Source organism: Mucilaginibacter sp. OK283 (assembly GCF_900110415.1).
GTDB lineage: Bacteria > Bacteroidota > Bacteroidia > Sphingobacteriales > Sphingobacteriaceae > Mucilaginibacter.
Map to the genome: position 1 here is coordinate 138,341 of NZ_FODR01000007.1, position 21,179 is coordinate 159,519.

Below are 21,179 nucleotides of genomic sequence, written 5' to 3' on the forward strand. Positions count from 1 at the left end.
CGAAATTACACCTTCCGTTTGTTTTTTTGGTAAAGCAAATACAAAATTGACGCAAGCATGAGCACAATTACCGTAATATAAATGGGCCTTGAACTGTTTGTTTGCTCTTTGTTTTTAGCAACCTCGGCTTTTAGCAGCGCGTTCTGTTGCCTTAACTTGCTAATAGTAAGCAGGAAATTATGGTTTATTGTCTCGGCCTCTTTGCTGTGACTTTGAATTTGCCTTTGTTGGAATGCGCTGTATTCAAATAGTATTTTCAGTTCTTTAAAAATGGCATCGTCAGTGCGGGCTATGTCCATCAGGATACTGTTTGATCTGCGGATATCATTTTTTGTTTGCAAACCAAAAATGCCGGTATGTTGGCTTAAACTTTGATCGTACTGGCCAAATTTGGCTTTACGCGCTGCCAGCATCGTGTTAATTTTTTTTCGCTGAAGCTGATAGGCTACAGAATCGGAGTTAGCCTGCGATTGGCCCAACACATCACCCAGGGCAAAAAAACAGAGCAATCCAAATAGTAACAGTTTTTTCATAGGTTAAATTTACTGAAATTCGATAATCACCTTATCGTTAAGGTTTAAACCTAATAAGCCACTGGCGTTACCTTTATTAATGGCAATCTCCAGGTGATCGCTGATGCCAAACAGGCAAAGTTTTTCGCCAATGGGCACCTCGTTATAGTGCCAGCTTAAATGATTGATAGTTTCGTTGCGTTTAAAATTAAGTACAAATTTACGGCCCTGCTGCACGCTGTTAAAAAATTCCTTGGTAATGTTGGTTATCACATTTTGAAACGAATCGATATAAATCACCACACCTTTAATCAGGTTTTTTTCGATAACAGGCTGTAGGTTCATTTTGTTTTCAATGTCATGCACCGGCAGGCCAATTTCGCTCAGTTTGCCGCCTTTGGCCAGGTGGCAGGCGGCTTTAACAAAGATATCTGCCAGCGGAAAATGCAGGAACTTTAAATCCTGCATAATGTTTATTTCCACAATTTCTTCCGGGTCGGTATCAAACATCAATGAAAAAATTCCGTTATCGGCACCCACAAAATAATGTTTTTTGTACCTTACCGCCAGGTACTTGGTATGATCGCTGTAAACAGTATCAATACCTATAAGGTGTACTGTATCTTCGGGGAAGTAATAAAAACTGTTCTTTAATATAAATGCGGCCTGCTGCACATTAAAAGCCGCCACGCTGTTGGTAATATCAACTATATTAACTGTGGGCAACAATTTGTAGATGCTACCCTTAAGCGCAGCCTGGTAAATGTCCTTATCGCCCAAATCAGTAGTTAATGTTATTATTGCCATTAATTTTATAAATATTTATTGCTAATCTTGTAATAGCATTTGAAGCTACAAATATTCAATTTTTAATTCATAAAAATCCGTAACTAAAAAATCAATTAGTATTGAACGAACTTAAGCTATCAATTGAAAACGTAAATCCAGCCGTATTGTGGGGGCCAAATAATGATCATTTTGAGATCATTAAGAAACAATATCCCAAGCTTAAAATTGTTGCACGGGGCAGCGAAGTAAAAGTTTTGGGTGATGATCACGAACTCAATGTTTTCCAGGAAAAATTCTCGCATTTGCTTAGTCACGTCGAGAAATTCGAGAACCTGAACATTACCGATCTTGAACGTATTTTAGGATCAAAAGTATCTTCAAATTCTTCGTCGGAACCTGTAACTGATAAATTTGCCAGTGGCGAAGTTATCGTTTTCGGCCCGAATGGAGTAATGGTGAAAGCCCGTACCGCCAACCAGCGCAAAATGGTTGATAGCATAAACCAAAGCGACATTTTGTTTGCTATTGGCCCTGCAGGTACCGGGAAAACCTATACTGCGGTTGCATTGGCCGTGCGTGCTTTAAAGAACAAAGAAATTAAACGCATTATTTTAACCCGCCCGGCGGTTGAAGCGGGAGAAAACCTTGGCTTTTTACCCGGCGATTTAAAAGAAAAAATCGACCCATACCTGAGGCCGTTGTATGATGCGCTTGATGATATGATCCCGGCAGAGAAATTGAAATTTTACCTGGAAAACCGTACCATCGAGATTGCACCGCTGGCATTTATGCGTGGCCGTACGCTGGATAATTGCTTTGTGATATTGGATGAGGCCCAAAATGCTACCGATATGCAATTAAAGATGTTCCTGACACGTATGGGGCCATCGGCCAAGTTTATTGTTACCGGCGACGTAACGCAGATAGATTTGCCCAAAAAACAACAATCGGGCCTGCACACCGCCCTGCGCATATTAACAGATATAAAAGGAATAGAAATAGTATACCTAAGCGGCGAAGACGTTGTACGCCATAAACTGGTACGCAAAATTTTGGCAGCTTACGGGGATATACAATAAGAAGGTAGTATCAAGTAGTTAGTATCAAGTATCAAGATGCATTGCATATTTGATACTTGTTCTGTCTTTTAAATCGGGCAAAATACTTGCTACTTGATACTAACTACTTGATACTAAAATTATGAATGCAATAAAAGAAACACATTTTAACTTTCCGGGCCAGACTGGCTTTTATAAGGGAAAGGTACGTGATGTATATACGATAGATAATAAGTACCTGGCCATGGTAGTATCCGACAGGATCTCGGCCTTTGATGTGGTATTACCCGAGGCTATCCCTTACAAGGGGCAGGTGCTTAACCAAATAGCCGCCCGTTTTTTAAAGGCTACCAGCGATATTGTACCCAATTGGGTAATATCTGTGCCCGACCCAAGTGTTACCATTGGCCGCATTTGTGAGCCTTTTAAAGTGGAGATGGTAATACGCGGATACTTAGCCGGTCATGCCGCACGTGAATACGCGGCCGGCCGCCGGCAGGTTTGCGGTGAAGCACTGCCCGAGGGTTTAAAGGAAAATGATATCCTGCCCGAGCCAATAATTACACCTACTACCAAAGCATCGGTAGGGCATGATGAAGATATTTCAAAAGCGGATATACTGGCCAAGGGTATTGTATCTGCCGAAGATTATGCCCAACTGGAGGCCTATACCAAAGCGTTGTTTAAACGCGGTACCGAAATTGCTGCCAAACAAGGCTTAATATTGGTTGATACCAAATATGAGTTTGGTAAGGTTGATGGCGTTATTTATTTAATAGATGAAATCCATACCCCCGACTCTTCAAGATATTTTTATAAGGAAGGTTATGAGGAACGCCAGCAAAAAGATGAACCGCAAAAACAGCTCTCGAAAGAGTTTGTACGCAAATGGCTGATTGAAAACGGTTTTCAGGGTAAGGAAGGCCAGGTTGTTCCGGTAATGACCGAAGAGATTGTAGCGTCGATATCTGAACGTTATATCGAACTTTATGAAAAGATCATAGGTGAAACGTTTGTGAAATCGGATACAGAAAGTGTGTTAAACAGGGTTGAAACCGCTATAAACAATGCGCTTAGTATTATGTAATTTTTAATTACACATAAATTAATCATATCTTAGCTTATTAATTTTTATAAGAATGAAATTTGCTGTCGATAAACACGAGAAATACATTTTAGTGAAGCTTAACGAATCAAAATTGAATTCGTTAGTAACGCCTCAATTAAAATCTGAACTGATATTGATCAATACGGAAGGACAAAGAAACATCATTCTTGACCTTTCACAAGTGAAATTTGCCGATTCATCCGGTTTAAGCAGCTTGTTGGTTGGTCACCGTTTGTGCAAAAACGCATCGGGGGTATTTATATTGTGCGGATTGAACGATGCTGTGGCGCGTTTAATTACTATTTCGCAACTGGATAACGTACTTACAGTTGTACCTACCGCCGAAGAAGGTGTCGATCTTATTTTTATGGAAGAGATCGAGAAAGAATTGAAAAAAGAATCAAGATAATCTGTACATTGTTATCCCATTATGAAATTTGAGGTAACAATACTTGGAAGCAGTTCAGCAACACCCATTTTTAACAGAAATCCTACAGCACAAGTGCTCAATATCAATGAGCACTTGTACTTAATTGACTGCGGCGAGGGTACCCAGCAGCAAATGCTGCGTTTTGACATCAAAGCCAGCAGGATAGATTATATTTTTATCAGTCACCTGCATGGTGATCATTACCTGGGCCTTGTTGGCCTGCTATCGTCAATGCACCTTAACGGGCGTAAAAAAACACTTTATCTTTTTGGGCCACCGCATTTAATGGAGATTATTGATCTGCAGCTAAAATATTCAGAAACTACCCTGCATTTCCCTTTAGAATTTAAACAAACCCATACCCAACACCCCGAAGTAATCGTAAGCAACAATGACATCATTGTAGAAACGATCCCTCTCAACCATAGGATTGATACTACAGGATTTATCTTCCGCGAAAAAAAGCGCCTGCGCAAACTTCGTAAGGAGGTAATTGAGTATTTGCAAATCCCGGTGCCTTACTTTACCGCGTTAAAAAAAGGAGCCGATTATACTGCGCCAAACGGAGAGGTATACAAAAATGACGATCTGACCATCGATTCGGATCAACCCAAATCATACGCCTACTGCTCTGATACGCTTTACGGTGAACAGTATTTTGAACAAATAGCCAACGCCACGTTGCTTTATCACGAAGCCACATTTTTAAATGAGATGCTGGATAGGGCTAATGATACTTTCCATACAACAGCGCTGCAGGCCGCCGCCGTAGCGCTAAAAACAAACGCGAAAAGATTGCTGATCGGCCATTTTTCGGCGCGTTACAAAACCTTGACTGAGTTGCTGGATGAAGCTAAAAGCATATTCCCCGCAACTGAACTCGCCGTTGAAGGGCGCACTTTTTATATAGAATAAGTTGTAATAATGGACACGATTGGTGGCTTTTGTGTGATTACGCTGGAATATATTGATTTATACAGGTTGTTGCCGGGAACGAAGTACTTCGTTGATATAATTATTAAACATTTCACGATTTAGCATATTGGAGATTGCGTCGTTCCCCGACATCGTCGTGGTTGGGCCTTAAAGCCAACATGCCAGTTCCTTTTTTAGGATTATCCTATGGGTAGATGTCCGGTAATTCGATGGTATCATCGCTCAAAACTTTATATAACAGGTGTTGTTAAAATTTAAACACGATAGTCAAATCGTGCAGAACTATAATACTACTATGAAAATCACTAAATACCTACATTCCTGCCTTGTATTTGAGTTGGATGAGTATAAGCTATTATTTGACCCTGGTAAATTTTCGTTTGCAGAAGGCGAGGTTACTGCGCAAATGTTTGCTGATGTAAAAGCCATCGTTATAACGCACATTCACCCCGACCATTACGAACTTCAAATTTTAAAGAGCATCCTCGATTTAAGCGGGGCTATCGTGATAACCAATAGCCAGATAGGCAAAGAATTGGACAAGGCCGGGATTATATATACTTTATTTGAAGAGGGTACGGCAAATTTTGGGCCGTTTATTTTGAAAGCCATCCCGGTTATGCATGAACCAATTATGGATAATCCATTGCCACAGATGACGGGATTCATCATCAATGACCAGGTACTACACCCAGTTGATTCGATGGAAGATAAGTTACTTGAATATAAAGGAATTGAATTATTGTTAATGGTTACCATGGCGCCGTTTGCCAATGAAATACGGATTTCGGGCTTTGCAGATAAGTTACTACCGAAGCAAATCCTGCCGGTTCATGATGGTTATGCTAAAGAGTTTTTCATAAAACAACGCTACGCGGCTTATGTAAAACACTTTGATAAGCTCGGTATTAAGTTTCACGAGGTTTACAAAGTTGGAGATAGTATAACTATTTGATTGTCAAAAATTTAGTTGTAAAACAAAAAAGTCCCCGCTTGTTACGGCGGAGACCTCTATGGAACCAACCTCCTGCTAAGCTGGCCCACATTAACCTTATCACATTTCAAAAGTGTAGATTAATAATGAAGAAAGTATGAACTTCGTTTTTATACCTAAGCTTAATTTTACATCTTAGCAAAAAAGCCGGATAATTTGTATGCAGAAGCCCGATAGCCTTATTTTTGACATGGATGGAACCCTTTGGGACGCTGTTGACACGTACACCAATTCATGGAATCTAACTTTTGAAAAACTTGATATAAACAGGATAATAAACCGCACTGAGTTATTGGGCCTTATCGGAATGGAGGGTAAAAAACTAACCAGGGCTTTATTGCCCGAACTTGACGACGATATAGCCCAGGGAATTTACATGGATGTAAATGAAACCCGGAGGCAAATATTACCGCAAAGCGGTGGTAATATGTACGAAGGCGTTATCGAAGGGATAAAACTATTGGCAACAAAATATAAAATTTTTGTCCTGAGTAATTGTGCGGTCGGTATTATCCCGTTATTTATATCGTGGGCAAACATTGGCGATTATGTTACCGATTATATAGCATATGGGGAAAACAGTATGCCCAAGCATTACAACATGCATCTGTTGATAGATAAACATGGGCTTAAAGCCCCGGTATATGTGGGCGATACACAAGGTGACGCGGAGCAGACACGAATAGCAGGCATACCTTTTATATTTGTGAGTTACGGATTTGGAAAAACAGAGGATTATGAACACAAGTTTAATGACTTTCCATCGTTAACATCCTATTATATGGGTTTGTAAGCAAAGCCATATTCCATAAATATAATTAAATGATAAAACACGGGTTTTTGTTATTTGCATTTATTATTGTTTTTGGCGAATTGCACGCCCAAAAAGTACAATTGGATTCTATCCGGTGGATTAATAAAGACCTCGGACACTTATATTTCGAGAACGGTCGTGTTAATTTCAATTTTATTGGAAATGATAAATTCAAAAGTCATTATTCCATTGTGAAGGATACTTTGATCATGACGGATATTTACACTTCAAGCGTCGATAATTTTAAGGTTAAACATAAAATTAACTTTAAATTTTTGATCAGGGACCTTACCAAAAACCGCCTTTACATTAAAGCTGTAGATTCAAATGCCATTAAACTTGCTGGCCCCGACACTTATGAATTTACAAATTTAAAAAATAGCTATGATAAGGATATTAAACTATCTGCTGTGCGTTTTTTATCTTCCACCTGTCATGGAGATTGTCCGCAACTTGAAATATTAATTGGGGCCGACGGCGATTATCATTTAAGAGGAGGGGAGTACGCCGATCCTTTTAAAGGTGAGTTTACAGGGAAATTATCAAAACCACAACTTGATACACTAAACTATTGGCTTAAACATAGCGAACTTAAAAAAATGTACAACTGGCGACAGCAAGACCAGGTTATTGATATGCCTAATTATTATTTTGAGTTTGATTTTGAAAATAATAAAAAAAAGCTGAGCGTAACAACAAATCAACCACCATTAAACATGACCGGCCTGGTGGAATTTATGTTATCATCCTATAAAAAAGTAAAATTAACACCGGTAAAATAACTGTGCAGGTGTTATGCTGGGATGCTAAAATAAAAAGTTGAGCCTACACCTTCTGTGCTTTCAACCCATACTTTGCCTTTATGACATTGTATAATCTCGGTGGATAGGTAAAGGCCAATGCCAAAACCCGAAACGTTTTTGATTTTTTCATTGTCTACCCGGTAAAAACGATAAAACACCTTCTTATGATCTTTTAGCTTAATACCCACCCCTTCATCGGTAACGGATACAACAACATATCCGTCGTTGTTAATGCATTTGACAATGATTTTCGTCTCTTTGGCCGAATATTTTACAGCGTTGCTTAGAAAATTACCGATAACCTGGCCAAGTTTTTCCCTGTCGCCGGTAACGTTTAAGTTGCCTGGGTTGTTAAAAATAACGATATGGCTATAGGTGGATTGCAGTAATTCAGAAATGCAATCTTCTATAAGTTTATTGATATCGAACAATTCGGGCTTTAGTTGCAGCTTTCCTGATTCCAGTTTAGAGAGGTCAAGAAAGCCATGAATCAGGTCGGTCATTTTGTTAACCTGGTTATTGGCTTTGCTTAACACATTGTTAATAAAAGCATCATTATCTGAAGCCAGTTTTTTTGATAGTATCTGAATATATGATTTAATTGAAGTTAGCGGGGTTTTTAACTCATGGCTGGCCATGGCTATAAAATCGTTTTTCCTGATTTCATCCCGTTTAATTTCGGTTACGTCAATCACAGTACCCAGCATCCTGATTGGTTTTTGTCGCTCGTCAATAACAAGTTTACCTTTGATACTCAGCCAGTGGATGCTATTATCCGGCCAAACAACCCGTACATCGTATGCATAAATGCCACTTTTTTTTGCTTCTTGATATGCATCCGCAATTACCTGCTGATCTTCGGGTAATACCTGTTTTTGAAATACATATACTGATGATAGCCTGCTGTCTGCAGGATGGCCAAACAACTCGGCTAATTGTGGCGAACATAACCGTACTTCGTCTTTAAAGTCCCAGTCAAATGTCGCAAAACCGGTAGCTTCGGCGGCAAGGCGTAACCTGTTTTCGCTTTCGATAGCGGCTTCTTTTGCATTTACCTCACCTGTTATTTCGGCAATTGTATTTAAAATATAAGCAACCTTACCATCAGGCCCATTAAACGGAACATTACTACATGACCAATACCTGATCTTATAATCCCCGGTTTCGGGGTCACGGGTATCATAACGGTAGGTGGGTATATCAATTTTGAGGCCGGTTTCCACTACTTTAGTAAATGTTTTACGGGCGCCGCTTTCATCAGATGGGTCATCGTCATCATCGGGAAAAACCTGGAAAAAACTTTTGCCGATAATTATTTCACGGGTAGCATTAGTTATGTTAAGGTAAGCCTCGTTTGCAGCCATAATGGTGAAATGTGGTGCATCGGCCTTTACCAACAGTGAACCAGGCGATTTTTCAAATATAATTTTGAAAATCTCATCTGGCAAAACAGGCGATAGTTCGGAGGGCATTTTTATTATTTTAGGTAAACTTAAATAAAGTTAGGGTTTAAACTTAATATGGGTAATTATTAATAATATTTTTTATTTAATCTTTAGGAAACTGATTGCAAATTATATGTTCTTTTTATTTGAACTATCGTTCTGCTTGGTACCAACTTTTTGTAGCTTTAGATAATTAAAAATACCATTTATGAAAACCAAAACCAGGCTTATTCTTTTATCAATTGTATTATTATTACTTGCTGGCTTTTTTTACTACCGGTTTTACTTTGTTTTTGGTGAGGGCGCTAAAGCAGGTACTATGAATTATTTTGTAAAAAAGGGTTATATTTTTAAAACTTATGAGGGCAAGCTGATACAGAATGGTATACGTACACAAACGCAAGGCAATATTGCTTCAAATGAGTTTATGTTTTCGGTAACAAATGAAAAAGTGGCTCAGCAGTTAAACAACAATGCCGGTTCGTATCTGGAATTACATTATAAAGAATACCTGCACACACTGCCATGGAGAGGGGTTAGTGTATTTGTTGTTGATAGTATAATTTCGGCTAAACCAATAAACCCGGTTAATCCTTAAAAAAGACTATCGGCTTTACCGGAGTTAGGTTCTGTAATCTTACTTAAATTAAAGGCCAGTTGACCGCCAACATTGTTGGCTTTTATCAAGCCTTTATCAAACAGGTAGTTAAGTATATCGTCGGCATTTTTTTGGTGGGTGCCGGGATTAGTGCCCGGTTCAAGCAGGCTTAGTTTTGCTGCAACTTCGCCCGCTGTTGCTTCACCTAACTGGGCAAGTGCAAATACAACATTATTTTGCACGCAAGCTGAGGGCGAATATTCATGCGGCACGTGTAATGGTTTGTAGTCATCAAAGAATGAATGATCGGCGCTATTCATGGTAATACAATTAAATATTTACAGCTTCGCGTAATGTCTTAACAGTTTCATGCGATGTTTTGAACCCCTCCAATTGCCATGCTAAAAGGTTTACAACTTTATCATCTTCCCAAATAAGCTCTTTATCGTCCTGTGCTTTCCTGTATGCCTTGATGATCACATCTTCTCCATACTCACAATCGGCCAGTATGCCCTGCCTGTCTTTATTGATAAGTACGGCTTTCAGGTTAACCCAGGTGTGATAAAATTTGCCCGATAATGTAGTGCCGTCGGTTGGGTGGCCACCTAAAAACAGGATATATTCTTTTAACTCGCTGACGTTATTTTTACTTTGATCAACATATTCATTAAATAGCAAAACCAGGTCACTTTCTGTTGAATCTTCAAGGGCCTTTTGATAACCTGCTATACGGTCGTTATTTATTTTGATCAGATCGTTAAGTGCCGAGATCTGGTGTTGGATATGCTGTAATACTCCCATGGCTTTATTTATATAATATAAACACAACATACTATGGGAGTTAATGTTTTGCAGATGTGTTAAGTAACTGAAATCAGGTATTCGGATTTTTGGATAGAGAGATATAATTAACGGAAAATTAAAACTTGTTACTCCTTCCCCTCTGCAGGTAAAGCAAAGCAAAAAGTAGATCCTTTTCCTTCCACACTGTTTACCCACATTCTGCCACCTTCACGTTTAATTATTTCCGACGATATGTATAACCCCAAACCCAAACCCGGGAAAGTATGTTGCTTGTCGCCACTAACCCTATAAAATTGTTCAAATACTCTATCTTTTTTATCATCAGGAATGCCAATGCCAAAGTCCTGCACACAAGCAATGGCTTCTTTATTTTTTAATCGGGTGCTCACAATTATCTGATCAGTATGTGGCGAGTATTTTATTGCATTAGTTATCAGGTTGGTAATTACCTGGCTTATGCGGTCTTTATCCGAATAAATCTGGCCGGTTTCGGTGAAATCAGCCACCAACTTATGTTTTTGCGTGGTATGCTGCAAATCATCTATGGTTTCTTTAATTACCTGGTTAAAATCAAACCACACTTTGTTAAATTGTAACCTGCCCGAGTTTATTTTCGTAACATCTAACAAATCGCCAATTAAATTAGTAAGCCGGTTTACCTGGGCGTCCATTCTGTTTACCATTTCGGCCTTTTTAGTTTCTCCTTCCCGGGTAAGCATGGCACCAAGTACCTGCGCATAGGCTTTTATACTGGTTACCGGCGTTTTTAACTCATGACTGGCGATGCCTAAAAAATCATCTTTTTGACGCTGCAACTGTTTTTGCTCGTCTATATCGGTATTGGTACCAAACCATTTAACAATCTTCCCGTCGTTAACAAAAGGAAATGCCTGGGCAAGGTGCCATTTATAAACCCGGTTTTTATCGAGCAGCCTAAACTCATATTGGTATATATCTCCGGTTTTTATCGATGATGTCCATGCTGCAACACATCCATCAGCATCTTCGGGATGTACCATGTTTAACCATGCTGTGCCAATTATCTGCTCCTGGCTTGTTCCAAAATAATCTGTTGCACGTTGGTTTACATAATCTATGTTACCATCTGTAGTCGCTGTCCATAATTGTACGGGCATAAAATCGGTAACAAACTCAAACTGCTTAATCTGGTCGTTTAGCTGCTGTCTGTCGGCAATTTCCCGGCGCATATCACGTGCTATTGTAGCGCGGCCTTGTGGTTTACCAGTAACCGAATCATACACCAGCATTGTTGTTCCATAAACAGGTATGGCGTCGCCGGTTTCAAAATGCTTGAAATTAATTTCACCCGACCATTTGCCATCTTTCATCAGCCCCTTGTTTACTTTATTAACCAGTTTAGCTAATTCGGACTTCGTTAAATACTCGCTGTTGTGTCGTTCCAGTTCGTGCTGGCTTTTTATGCCTAACATAACACGCCCGGCCGCATTAACATAACTTACATTGCCGTCCAGGTCAGACAGGCTAACAAAGTCAGAACTGTGATCAATAAGCGTTAATAACTTATATTGTTCATTATGTGCTTTTTTTTCAGGCCTCAGGTCGCGGGCAACAGTAGCCAGTCCAATGGCGTTATCCGAATAATCATCATTAATTCGGAACGAATTTACGTATACAGGTATCGGTTCGCCCGTTTTAAAATGCCTGTATCTTATTTCGCCACTCCATTTACCGTTTTCCTGTATAGCAGGTAATATTTTATCGGTTACAATTTGTCTGTCATCTTCATGGAAGTAATTAAATCCGGGTGTTAATGTATCGGCTGTGTCATTTATCCCCAATAAATTAAAACCAGACTTATTTAGGTAACTAACCTCGGCAGATGCGTTACCCAGTATAACGGTATCAGCAGTGTTTTCAACCAGGGCTATCAACTTTTGTTGCTCCTGCCTGTATAGTTGTTCGCGGGTAGCGTCCCTTATGATACCGGCAAAACGCCAAAGCTCGTTATTCAACCCGAAATATGCCTTGCCTTTACATTGAATCCAATGTTTCAGGCTCCCGTCCTTATTGATTGTTCTGAATGTAATATCATAATTGCCATCCGACGATGGATTGTACGCATTCTGGACAGCCTCCCTCACCCGAAACTCGTCTTCGGGATGGATGTACCTGAAAATATCGTTGTAAGTTATTTCATCGCCCGCCGAAAAACCGCATAGCTCTTTGCAGCGATCATCCCAAATCACAATTTTCTGGGGTGGGTAAAGATCCCATGTGCCTATTTCTGCTGCATGTAAAGTAAATTGTTTACGTTCCTCGCTTTCTTTTAATTTTTGGCGGGTTAATACCAATTCGGTAACATCTGCTGCTGTATTTAAAACTCCCCAAACCTGGCCATCGCTGTTCTTTATTGGCGTAAATACAAAGTTAAAGTAAAATGTTTCAAGGCACTCATTTACAACTATATCAACACGTGCTTCTGTTGCCTCATAAGCTACCCCTGTATTATATACATTGTTAAGGATATCAAAAACCGGTTGTGTTTTTAGTTCGGGCAATAATTCAAAATAAGGTTTACCAATAACATCATTGCCTTTTGCAAATATTTTGATGATGGCTTTATTGGCAATTTTTATCTGCATATCCCGCCCTACATAAAGACCAACCGGACTTGGCGATTCTTCGATTAACGTGCGAAAGATGTTTTCGTTATTGAGTAAACTTTGTTCTGTAGTGTTGGTCATTTACCTGGAAAAGTATGTAATAAAGCCTTTTAATTTATTGGTAATAAACTAAAAAAGCAGTAATGTGTTTTAATGGATTTTGATATGCTGTTATTGGAAATATCTGTAAGTTAGTTGTTTTTAGCCATATAAAGCTGGTTTTATAAACAATTAATTATCGGGCCATTGATGTAAATTATTTAAGTGATAACGGGCTAACGCTACATTTAGCAAACTAAAAAGCCGCTTCAATTTAATAAATAAATTCCCCCAGATAAAACAAATTATACCCGTATCGCATTATTAACCAATTAAATTGCAAATACATGTGCGTTTATAAAATGTACGAAGTAAAACGCTATTCACGATGAGTATAGTAAAAAAAGAAGAAAAGGGGAATTTTCCCACGTTACCTAAAAGCCAAACTGGTATAACAGGCTTAGATGAAATAACTGGCGGTGGGCTACCTAAAGGCCGCCCCACCTTAATATGTGGCGAAGCTGGCTGCGGTAAAACTTTAATGTCGCTCGAATTTATCATTCGGGGCGCAACGGAGTTTGGCGAGCCAGGTGTATTTATGGCGTTTGAGGAGAAGGCCGAGGAGTTGGCCATGAACGTAGCTTCATTAGGTTTTGACCTTATAAAGTTGCAAACCGATAACATGGTAAAGATTGATCATGTTCATATTGATCGTAGTGAGATTGAAGAAACCGGCGAATATGACCTGGAGGGCCTTTTTATAAGATTGGGCTATTCCATAGATGCAATTGGCGCTAAAAGGGTGGTGTTAGACACACTTGAAAATTTATTTTCGGGCCTAACCGATCAAACTATTCTTCGGGCCGAACTACGCAGGTTATTTGGCTTTTTGAAAGGCAAAGGTGTTACTGCCATAATAACCGGCGAAAAAGGCGAAGGCCCATCTTTAACCCGGCAGGGCCTGGAAGAATATGTTTCTGATTGCGTTATCCTGCTTGACCACCGCGTTATAAACCAGATTTCTACCCGCAGGTTACGGGTTATCAAGTATCGCGGATCGCAACACGGCACTAACGAATATCCTTTTTTAATAGACGAGGACGGTATTTCTGTTTTACCGGTAACATCTTTAAAACTGGGAAAAGATGTGTCGTCGCAAAGAGTTTCTTCGGGTATTCCGGCTCTTGATAACATGCTGGGCGGACGCGGTTTTTTTAAGGGTAGCAGCGTTTTAGTTTCAGGCACAGCCGGCACAGGAAAAACCAGTATAGCTGCATACTTTGCCAACGAAACCTGTAATAGCGGTAAAAGATGTTTGTACTTCGCGTTCGAGGAGTCGCCAAAACAAATTATCAGAAATATGAAATCTATCAATGTGGATATGCAAAAACACATTGATAATAACCTGCTGCAATTTTACGCATCCAGGCCTACTTTGTATGGCCTTGAAATGCACCTGGTGGCCATTTATAAACTTATTAAAAAATTTAAACCCGCCGCCGTTGTGCTTGACCCCATAACCAACCTCATTACTGTTGGCTCGGTAAGTGAAGTAAAATCAATGCTGATAAGGCTGATAGATTTTTTGCAGGAAGAACAAATTACGGTAATGTTTACGGCCCTCACCCTTAATACTATAATCAGCGACCAAACCGACGAAGGTGTTTCCTCGCTTGTTGATGCATGGCTATTGGTGCGTGATATTGAATATAACGGAGAGCGGAACAGAGGCATGTACATCATGAAATCGCGTGGTATGAAACATAGTAACCAGGTGCGTGAGTTTGTTATTACAGACAACGGGCTCGATCTGGTAGATGTATATCTTGGGCCTGATGGCGTACTTACCGGCTCGGCACGTGAAGCAGAAAAACTAAAAGAAAAAACCGGGCTTGCATTGAGAGATTTTGCTGTATCGCGTAAAGACAAGGAGATTATGCGCAAGCGAATGATGTTGGAATCAAAAATAACTAACCTAAAAGCAGAGTACGAATCAATTGAAGACGAGTTGAATAAAATTTATTTAGAGGAAGAACTAAAGCAACAGATAATAGAAAAGAACCGGGAAGAAATTACGAGGATGCGCAGAGGGACAACTGGTGCTGATAAGAACAAGAGCTAAAATACAATGGAAGAAGAAATAGTAAAATATGAATTGAGGTTGTACGTTGCCGGCAAAACAGCCAAATCTGTCGCCGCGCTTGCCAACCTGAAAAAATATTGCGAAGAGTACTTAAAAGGCCAGTACGCAATTGAGGTAATAGATTTATTGGTGCAGCCCCAACTTGCCGAAGGCGACCAGATATTTGCAATACCTACCCTGGTAAGAAAGGTGCCTGAACCTATCAGGAAAATCATTGGCGATTTATCAAACGAAGAAAAAGTGCTGGTGGGTTTAAATATCAGGCCACGCTAAAGAAAATATAATGTCTGAACAAGATCAACTGCCACCTTTGGCCCGGAATTTAAACCTTGATGATGGGAGTGTTTTTCAGTTACGCTTGTTTGTAGCCGGAGCCTCGCCAAATTCAACGCGTGCTATATCCAATTTAAAGGGTATTTGCGAACAGTATTTAAAGGGCAATTATGAATTGGTAATTATAGACGTTTACCAACAGCCATTAATTGCCGAAAGTGAACAGATTATTGCCTTGCCGCTGCTAATTAAAAAAGCGCCAGGCACCGAGCGCCGATTAATAGGCGACATGAGTAATATCGCCAAAGTACTTCGCGGGCTTGGTTTATATACTGATTATTAATATGAATCCTGCTAAATTGACATACGACGAGCTATTACAAGAGTTTCGGGAGGTTCAGCTTCAATTGGATGAAGCAAACGATACTATTGACGCCATACGAAATGGCCAGGTTGATGCACTTATTGTTAAAGATGATACCGGGCATCAATTATATACACTTAAAACAGCCGACCAGACATACCGGGTTTTTATTGAAAAAATGAACGAGGGGGCTGTTACCCTGAACAGGGAAGGGGTAATCCTTTACAGTAATTCGCGTTTTGCAACGATGATGAACATGCCTTTAGAGCGGGTAATTGGATTAAGGTTTGAAACTTTTATACCCGAAATTTCTCAGGAAAGGTTTAATTATATGATTAATAATGGCTGGGAAGAAGATTGCAAAGGGGAGATTTTGTTAGCAGATAAAAGTGGCCATTTAACCCCTTGTTTGTTATCATGCACAACACTCAGTCTTGACGAAGGCCTGTCGCTTAGTTTGATACTTACCGATTTAACTACTCAAAAAGAAGCCGAATGGGAACTCAAAGTAAAAAATGATCAGCTTATTGCAGCACAGGAAGAAACTAAAAAATTGAATAATGAACTTGAGGATACAGTAAAGGAGCGTACGAAAGACTTGCTGATAAGCAGGGAGCATTTTAAGCTGCTAAGCGACAATATTCCGCAGATGAGCTGGACAAACCTGCCCAATGGCGAAATTGATTTTTTTAATCAGCAATGGTATAATTATACAGGCTTACGATTTAGCGAGACCGCAGGTTGGGGGTGGCAACGCGTAGTCCATCCGGATGACCTTGCGATAACCATGGATAAATATGTACATTCATTGAAAACCGGGGTTGTTTTTGAGGTAGAAAACCGCTATCTGCGTTGGGATGGAAAATACCGCTGGCATTTGAACAGGGCCATGCCCTTGAAAGGTGATAATGGAGAAATTGTTTTTTGGGTGGGCACAGCTACTGATATTGAAGATCAGAAACAGGAAATGGAACGTAAAGATGAATTTATAGGTGTAGCCAGCCATGAACTTAAAACACCGCTAACCAGCTTAAAAGGCTACATTCAACTCATCAGCGGCTATAATAAGGAACACGTGCCGCCGGTTGTTAAACAATATATTGAAAAAGCAGCGATTGCTGTAAATAAACTACAACGCTTGATAAATGACTTACTTGACGTGAGCAAAATACATGCGGGCAGGCTTGAATATGCGATCGAAGAAGTTAACTTGCGCGATTTGGTTGCAACATCGCTTGAGAACGCGCAGCACATGTATCCCCAGCATGAGTTTGATAACCTGGCCACATCCCCTTTTAAAATTATTGGAAATGCTGAAAGGTTAGAACAAGTAGTTATGAATTTTATAAATAACGCCGTAAAATACTCGCAGGTAAACAAAAAGATAATTATTAAAACCGAAATCAATGAAAATGTGGTGCGCTTATCTGTTACCGATTTTGGAATTGGGTTATCTGCCGGGCAGATTGAGCGTATATTTGAACGTTTTTACCGCGTTGAAGATCAAAAATTCATGGCGAGTGGCCTGGGCATGGGGCTTTATATCAGCACCGAAATTATAAATAATCACAACGGCAAGATAGGAGTAGAGAGTGAATTGGGCAAAGGCGCAACCTTTTATTTTGAGTTGCCAATAATAGCTTAATATTTGCCCGTCAAATTATTTTAGGCTAAAATTGCGGTTACATTAATTACTTCTGATATTGGAGGTAAAATGGTTTGGTTAGCAAATCTATATATATCATAAACATGTCGGCCATCGATAACGGAAATGTATCAAGCGTAATAAGTACCAATGGTGCGGCTACTATTAGTTTCTATCACCCATCCCAAAATTCACTCCCATCTCATTTACTGCAAAAGCTGGCTAAAAGTATCCGGGAGGCAGGCGTCGATGACGCTGTAAAAGTGATTATATTAAAAAGTGAGGGAGATCGTACATTTTGTGCCGGCGCCAGCTTTGATGAACTGATGCAGATAAAGGATAAGGAACAAGGCTGCAAATTTTTTTCAGGCTTTGCTGATGTAATCAACGCGTGCCGCAAATCGCCCAAGCTAATTGTTGCCCGGGTGCAGGGGAAAGCCGTTGGCGGTGGGGTGGGCCTGGCAGCAGCAGCAGATTATTGTGTGGCTACCCAATTCGCCGCGATAAAGCTAAGCGAGCTTGCAATAGGGATAGGGCCATTTGTGATATCGCCGGCGGTGATACGTAAAGTTGGGTTACCGGCATTTTCGCAATTGACTTTTCAGGCAACTGAATTCCAAACTGCGCAATGGGCAAAAGAAAAGGGCTTGTATAACGAAGTATATGACGATATAACCTCTCTCGATTTTGCTGTTAATGAGTTAGTAAACAAACTTGTGTCGTATAATCCCGCGGCCTTAACTGCCCTTAAACAACTATTATGGGAAGGAACCAACGATTGGGATTCGTTATTAGCTGGTAGGGCGGCAATTAGTGGCGAACTTGTATTATCCGATTTTACCCAGCAGGCACTTCAGGTTTTTTTAACCTCAAAAAAATGAGTAGCTGTTAGTTTAATCAATAGGTTTTGATTTTTTTATGTACTAATCAAAATAGTTATTACCCACTGAATCCATCATCTATTAAAATTAGCTTTGGGCTGATTTTGTTATAACTTTATCAGGATAAATTTACAGCCCAAACTACATCCTGATTAAAGCGAAATATTTGGTAAATTATATAGCTTGCAGGAATATTTTATTTTAAATGTACTGTCCTCAAAAAAGCAAATTTATAACCTTTGTAAGCTTATTCACCATATTGGCAGGTGTATTAGTTATCTGTGGGTGGCTTTTGAACATAGACGCACTTAAAACACTCATACCTCAATATGTAACGGTGAAATTTAGCACTGCAATGTGCCTGTGTTTTTTGGGAGTAACTACTTTATTAACCCAACAATCTCCCAAAAAGAATATCAGGTTTGCATTAATTACACTATCAATCATCGTTGCGTTGTTTGGCTTATTTGGTTTATTGCAGGACCTGCTGCAGTTTCACGTCGTTACTGATCAATTTTTTAATGGCGGCAATGATACCTTAACCAATACCAACTACTCTTATAATAGCTATGCAACCATAAACACTTCTATTTGTACCTTGTTGTTAGGTTTGGCCTTTTTGCTGCTTGGTTACAAGCAACAGAAAATACAACTGATAGGGCAGTATATGCTTCATGTTGTTACACTTATTTCAACTGTTGCCATCATCGGTTATTTATATGGCCTGTCGCTGTTTTATAAGTTCAGCTATGTGAGCTCGATGCCGGTGCATACCGCATCGTTGTTTTTTGGGATTTCAATAGCAGCCGCGTTTTTGCATCCCCAATATGGCTTAACCAATCTGTTTACCGGTAGCAGGGTGGGTAATCAAATGGCCCGTAAGTTATTTTTACCGTTGGAACTGATATTTGTTGTTTTGGGTTTTCTTAGGTTTAAAACACAATATAACCACCTGGTTACACTTGAGGTTAGTATATATATGCTACCCCTCATCATGCTTGTCATTTGCCTTACCATAGTTGCTTTAACCGCAATATGGCTTAACCGCATAGATGAAAAACGCTCTGCTGCGGAAAATGAAGTTATTTCAATTAACAGTTCGCTTGAGAAAAGGGTAGCAGAACGATCTGTTGAACTAACAGCGCTGGTAGACAAACTTGGCGAAAGTGAACGCCGGTACCGTTTGCTTATTGAACATGCTTCAGATGCCATATATGTGCTTAATTTCGACAATAATTTTACCGAAGTAAACGCCAGCATGTGCAAAATGACCGGTTACTCGCGTGAAGAACTTTTACAACTTAATTTAGTAAACCTGATTGAGCCCGGGCATCTTAAAATTGACCCCATCGTCTTGAGCCCGGATGAATTGGCTGAGGCAGTTATTAAAGAACGTCGTTTTCTGAAGAAAGACGGCACCAGTTTTGACGTAGAAGTAAACGTAAAAAAATTTTCAGACGACCGCATCCTGGTTATAGCCCGCGATATTACAGCACGTAAGGCAATGGAAACCGAGCTAAGACTTGCGGAACTAAAATTCAGAACTTTGGCCGAAAAATCAATGGTGGGCATCTACATTGTTCAAAAGAGGAAATTCACCTATGTAAATCCACGTTTTGCACAGGTTTTTGGATATAGCCAGGAAGAGCTTATTAATGCCCCATCTGCAGCAATGGTTGTTAGCGAGCAACACAGGGACATCGCGTTAGAGCACATCCGTGCCCGGTTAGCAGGAGAGATTGACAGTATTGATTACGAGGCAATTGGCCAACGGGCAGATGGATCATTAAACTGGGTAGAGTTTTATGGTAACATGGTAACTATTGATGGTGAACCCACCATTATAGGATCAATGATAGATATAACAGAAAGGAAAGAGGCTGAGGAATTACTGCGCCAATCTGAACTGAAATATAAATTGCTGTTTGATAGCAACCCATTACCCATGTGGATGATCTCGAAAGACGATCTTTCGATAATTGCTGCAAATAAAGCTGCAACAAGACACTACGGGTATACCATTGATGAGTTTTTACAGATGAATGCCAGGGATCTTAGGATTGAAGAGGATTGGAGCGCCATGGTTGATAGCTTTAATAAAAACACTTCTGACTCAGGAGATCAGGGTATTTTTAAACATCAAAGGAAAGATGGATCGATAATTAATGTTCAGATCATTACACAGGATATTGTATTTAATGGGCGGCCGGTGAGGTTATCATTGGCTAACGATATTACTGAAAAAATTAAGTCGGAAGAGTTACTGCGCAAATCAGAAGCTAACCTTCAAACAATTTTAAATACCACAGATTCTGCTTATGCGCTGTTTGATAAAAACCTGCGTGTACTGGCATATAATACGATGGCTGCGAAGTTTATAAAAACGCAATATAAGCACGAACAGGATGGCGCTGATTTGCCTGCAGATTATTTTCCCATTGAACGGTTTCCTCAGCTTGAAAAGTTTGCCGGCCAGGTGTTAACCGGACATCATGTAAGTTATGAAATTGATTACCAGCAGCCCAATGGTGATACGATGTGGTATGACGTAAGGTTGTTGCCAATTATTGACAGCAATGATCTGATATTGGGGCTTATGATATCGCTTTATGACATTACCGAAAGAAAGAATGCCGAAAGCGATCTGAAAGCTGCTTATGAACGGATTCATGCTCAGATAAACAGCATAAAAACGATGGCCTGGAAGCAATCTCACTTTATGCGCAGCCCTGTTGCTAATTTAAAGGGACTTGCAGCAATGCTTAAAGATGATCCGGGGGATGCCACCGCTTTAGCTTATGTTATGTTTGAACTTGACCGTCTTGACGCTGTGATAATTGAAATGGCAAATGATGCAGCCATTCACGAGGACTAAATGGTTTTAATATTCAAAACGAA

At 39.8% G+C, this 21,179-nt stretch carries 20 protein-coding genes; 14 read left to right on the plus strand and 6 right to left on the minus strand.

Annotation, left to right across the window (positions count from 1 at the left end; all coding sequences use genetic code 11):
- Nucleotides 1–5 precede the first annotated feature (5 nt).
- Both BMX56_RS17170 and BMX56_RS17175 read right to left on the minus strand, forming a co-directional pair.
- On the minus strand, nucleotides 6–533 hold the full coding sequence (locus BMX56_RS17170; protein ID WP_255369863.1) for a hypothetical protein: 528 nt from the start codon (nucleotides 531–533) through the stop codon (nucleotides 6–8).
- A gap of 9 nt (nucleotides 534–542) precedes the next feature.
- Complete coding sequence (locus tag BMX56_RS17175; protein WP_090650692.1) at nucleotides 543–1,319, minus strand: SAM hydrolase/SAM-dependent halogenase family protein; 777 nt, start codon at nucleotides 1,317–1,319, stop codon at nucleotides 543–545.
- A gap of 101 nt (nucleotides 1,320–1,420) precedes the next feature.
- On the opposite strand from BMX56_RS17175, the gene BMX56_RS17180 reads away from it, so the two are divergent.
- The 7 genes from BMX56_RS17180 to BMX56_RS17210 all read left to right on the plus strand — a co-directional run bounded on the left by BMX56_RS17180 (nucleotide 1,421) and on the right by BMX56_RS17210 (nucleotide 7,423).
- Nucleotides 1,421–2,380 (plus strand): PhoH family protein, encoded by a 960-nt coding sequence (locus tag BMX56_RS17180; protein ID WP_090650694.1) that lies wholly within the window; start codon nucleotides 1,421–1,423, stop codon nucleotides 2,378–2,380.
- A gap of 121 nt (nucleotides 2,381–2,501) precedes the next feature.
- Nucleotides 2,502–3,446: a phosphoribosylaminoimidazolesuccinocarboxamide synthase gene (locus tag BMX56_RS17185; RefSeq protein WP_090650697.1), complete on the plus strand. Its 945-nt coding sequence runs from the start codon at nucleotides 2,502–2,504 to the stop codon at nucleotides 3,444–3,446.
- 52 nt (nucleotides 3,447–3,498) lie between these two features.
- Nucleotides 3,499–3,876, plus strand: coding sequence for an STAS domain-containing protein (locus BMX56_RS17190; protein WP_090650699.1), 378 nt, complete (start codon nucleotides 3,499–3,501; stop codon nucleotides 3,874–3,876).
- 21 nt (nucleotides 3,877–3,897) lie between these two features.
- Nucleotides 3,898–4,812, plus strand: coding sequence for a ribonuclease Z (locus BMX56_RS17195; RefSeq protein ID WP_090650701.1), 915 nt, complete (start codon nucleotides 3,898–3,900; stop codon nucleotides 4,810–4,812).
- Nucleotides 4,813–5,128: 316 nt separating this feature from the next.
- Nucleotides 5,129–5,788: an MBL fold metallo-hydrolase gene (locus tag BMX56_RS17200; RefSeq protein WP_090651067.1), complete on the plus strand. Its 660-nt coding sequence runs from the start codon at nucleotides 5,129–5,131 to the stop codon at nucleotides 5,786–5,788.
- Nucleotides 5,789–5,987: 199 nt separating this feature from the next.
- Complete coding sequence (locus BMX56_RS17205) at nucleotides 5,988–6,620, plus strand: HAD family hydrolase (protein ID WP_090650705.1); 633 nt, start codon at nucleotides 5,988–5,990, stop codon at nucleotides 6,618–6,620.
- A 29-nt stretch (nucleotides 6,621–6,649) separates the two neighbouring features.
- Nucleotides 6,650–7,423 carry a DUF6438 domain-containing protein gene (locus tag BMX56_RS17210; RefSeq protein ID WP_090650707.1) on the plus strand — a complete coding sequence of 258 codons (774 nt, stop codon included), beginning with the start codon at nucleotides 6,650–6,652 and terminating at the stop codon, nucleotides 7,421–7,423.
- A gap of 11 nt (nucleotides 7,424–7,434) precedes the next feature.
- Here BMX56_RS17210 and BMX56_RS17215 read toward each other — a convergent pair whose 3' ends face one another.
- Complete coding sequence (locus tag BMX56_RS17215; protein ID WP_090650710.1) at nucleotides 7,435–8,916, minus strand: PAS domain-containing sensor histidine kinase; 1,482 nt, start codon at nucleotides 8,914–8,916, stop codon at nucleotides 7,435–7,437.
- Between the two features lie 181 nt (nucleotides 8,917–9,097).
- Here BMX56_RS17215 and BMX56_RS17220 point away from each other — a divergent pair, with 181 nt between their 5' ends.
- Nucleotides 9,098–9,487 carry a hypothetical protein gene (locus BMX56_RS17220; protein WP_090650712.1) on the plus strand — a complete coding sequence of 130 codons (390 nt, stop codon included), beginning with the start codon at nucleotides 9,098–9,100 and terminating at the stop codon, nucleotides 9,485–9,487.
- Here BMX56_RS17220 and BMX56_RS17225 read toward each other — a convergent pair.
- The 3 genes from BMX56_RS17225 to BMX56_RS17235 form a co-directional block, all read right to left on the minus strand.
- Entirely contained in the window at nucleotides 9,484–9,807 is a 324-nt protein-coding gene (locus tag BMX56_RS17225; protein WP_090650715.1) for a hypothetical protein, read from the minus strand. The two genes, BMX56_RS17220 and BMX56_RS17225, sit on opposite strands and share 4 nt — an antisense overlap.
- A gap of 10 nt (nucleotides 9,808–9,817) precedes the next feature.
- A complete protein-coding gene (locus tag BMX56_RS17230; protein WP_177183843.1) occupies nucleotides 9,818–10,288 on the minus strand; it encodes a ferritin-like domain-containing protein in 471 nt (156 codons plus the stop codon).
- Nucleotides 10,289–10,416: 128 nt separating this feature from the next.
- Nucleotides 10,417–13,017 (minus strand): PAS domain S-box protein, encoded by a 2,601-nt coding sequence (locus BMX56_RS17235; protein ID WP_090650721.1) that lies wholly within the window; start codon nucleotides 13,015–13,017, stop codon nucleotides 10,417–10,419.
- A 346-nt stretch (nucleotides 13,018–13,363) separates the two neighbouring features.
- On the opposite strand from BMX56_RS17235, the gene kaiC reads away from it, so the two are divergent.
- The 6 genes from kaiC to BMX56_RS17265 all read left to right on the plus strand — a co-directional run bounded on the left by kaiC (nucleotide 13,364) and on the right by BMX56_RS17265 (nucleotide 21,156).
- Nucleotides 13,364–15,097: a circadian clock protein KaiC gene (gene kaiC / locus BMX56_RS17240; protein ID WP_090650724.1), complete on the plus strand. Its 1,734-nt coding sequence runs from the start codon at nucleotides 13,364–13,366 to the stop codon at nucleotides 15,095–15,097.
- Nucleotides 15,098–15,103: 6 nt separating this feature from the next.
- Complete coding sequence (locus BMX56_RS17245) at nucleotides 15,104–15,391, plus strand: circadian clock KaiB family protein (RefSeq protein ID WP_090650727.1); 288 nt, start codon at nucleotides 15,104–15,106, stop codon at nucleotides 15,389–15,391.
- A gap of 10 nt (nucleotides 15,392–15,401) precedes the next feature.
- Nucleotides 15,402–15,734 (plus strand): circadian clock KaiB family protein, encoded by a 333-nt coding sequence (locus tag BMX56_RS17250; protein ID WP_090650733.1) that lies wholly within the window; start codon nucleotides 15,402–15,404, stop codon nucleotides 15,732–15,734.
- Between the two features lies 1 nt (nucleotide 15,735).
- Nucleotides 15,736–17,400: a PAS domain-containing sensor histidine kinase gene (locus tag BMX56_RS17255; protein WP_090650736.1), complete on the plus strand. Its 1,665-nt coding sequence runs from the start codon at nucleotides 15,736–15,738 to the stop codon at nucleotides 17,398–17,400.
- Between the two features lie 104 nt (nucleotides 17,401–17,504).
- Nucleotides 17,505–18,281, plus strand: coding sequence for an enoyl-CoA hydratase/isomerase family protein (locus BMX56_RS17260; RefSeq protein ID WP_090650741.1), 777 nt, complete (start codon nucleotides 17,505–17,507; stop codon nucleotides 18,279–18,281).
- 337 nt (nucleotides 18,282–18,618) lie between these two features.
- On the plus strand, nucleotides 18,619–21,156 hold the full coding sequence (locus BMX56_RS17265; protein WP_177183844.1) for a PAS domain-containing protein: 2,538 nt from the start codon (nucleotides 18,619–18,621) through the stop codon (nucleotides 21,154–21,156).
- Nucleotides 21,157–21,179: the final 23 nt, after the last annotated feature.

Excerpts from the sequence above, each read along its gene's own strand:
- BMX56_RS17205 (WP_090650705.1), top strand. The coding sequence starts at position 5,988 with ATGCAGAAGCCCGATAGCCTTATTTTTGACATGGATGGAACCCTTTGG.
- BMX56_RS17210 (WP_090650707.1), top strand. The coding sequence starts at position 6,650 with ATGATAAAACACGGGTTTTTGTTATTTGCATTTATTATTGTTTTTGGC.
- BMX56_RS17170 (WP_255369863.1), bottom strand. The coding sequence starts at position 533 with ATGAAAAAACTGTTACTATTTGGATTGCTCTGTTTTTTTGCCCTGGGT.
- BMX56_RS17255 (WP_090650736.1), top strand. The coding sequence starts at position 15,736 with ATGAATCCTGCTAAATTGACATACGACGAGCTATTACAAGAGTTTCGG.
- BMX56_RS17195 (WP_090650701.1), top strand. The coding sequence starts at position 3,898 with ATGAAATTTGAGGTAACAATACTTGGAAGCAGTTCAGCAACACCCATT.
- BMX56_RS17200 (WP_090651067.1), top strand. The coding sequence starts at position 5,129 with ATGAAAATCACTAAATACCTACATTCCTGCCTTGTATTTGAGTTGGAT.
- BMX56_RS17235 (WP_090650721.1), bottom strand. The coding sequence starts at position 13,017 with ATGACCAACACTACAGAACAAAGTTTACTCAATAACGAAAACATCTTT.
- BMX56_RS17215 (WP_090650710.1), bottom strand. The coding sequence starts at position 8,916 with ATGCCCTCCGAACTATCGCCTGTTTTGCCAGATGAGATTTTCAAAATT.
- BMX56_RS17220 (WP_090650712.1), top strand. The coding sequence starts at position 9,098 with ATGAAAACCAAAACCAGGCTTATTCTTTTATCAATTGTATTATTATTA.
- BMX56_RS17260 (WP_090650741.1), top strand. The coding sequence starts at position 17,505 with ATGTCGGCCATCGATAACGGAAATGTATCAAGCGTAATAAGTACCAAT.
- BMX56_RS17230 (WP_177183843.1), bottom strand. The coding sequence starts at position 10,288 with ATGGGAGTATTACAGCATATCCAACACCAGATCTCGGCACTTAACGAT.
- BMX56_RS17185 (WP_090650697.1), top strand. The coding sequence starts at position 2,502 with ATGAATGCAATAAAAGAAACACATTTTAACTTTCCGGGCCAGACTGGC.
- kaiC (WP_090650724.1), top strand. The coding sequence starts at position 13,364 with ATGAGTATAGTAAAAAAAGAAGAAAAGGGGAATTTTCCCACGTTACCT.
- BMX56_RS17245 (WP_090650727.1), top strand. The coding sequence starts at position 15,104 with ATGGAAGAAGAAATAGTAAAATATGAATTGAGGTTGTACGTTGCCGGC.
- BMX56_RS17190 (WP_090650699.1), top strand. The coding sequence starts at position 3,499 with ATGAAATTTGCTGTCGATAAACACGAGAAATACATTTTAGTGAAGCTT.
- BMX56_RS17225 (WP_090650715.1), bottom strand. The coding sequence starts at position 9,807 with ATGAATAGCGCCGATCATTCATTCTTTGATGACTACAAACCATTACAC.
- BMX56_RS17250 (WP_090650733.1), top strand. The coding sequence starts at position 15,402 with ATGTCTGAACAAGATCAACTGCCACCTTTGGCCCGGAATTTAAACCTT.
- BMX56_RS17175 (WP_090650692.1), bottom strand. The coding sequence starts at position 1,319 with ATGGCAATAATAACATTAACTACTGATTTGGGCGATAAGGACATTTAC.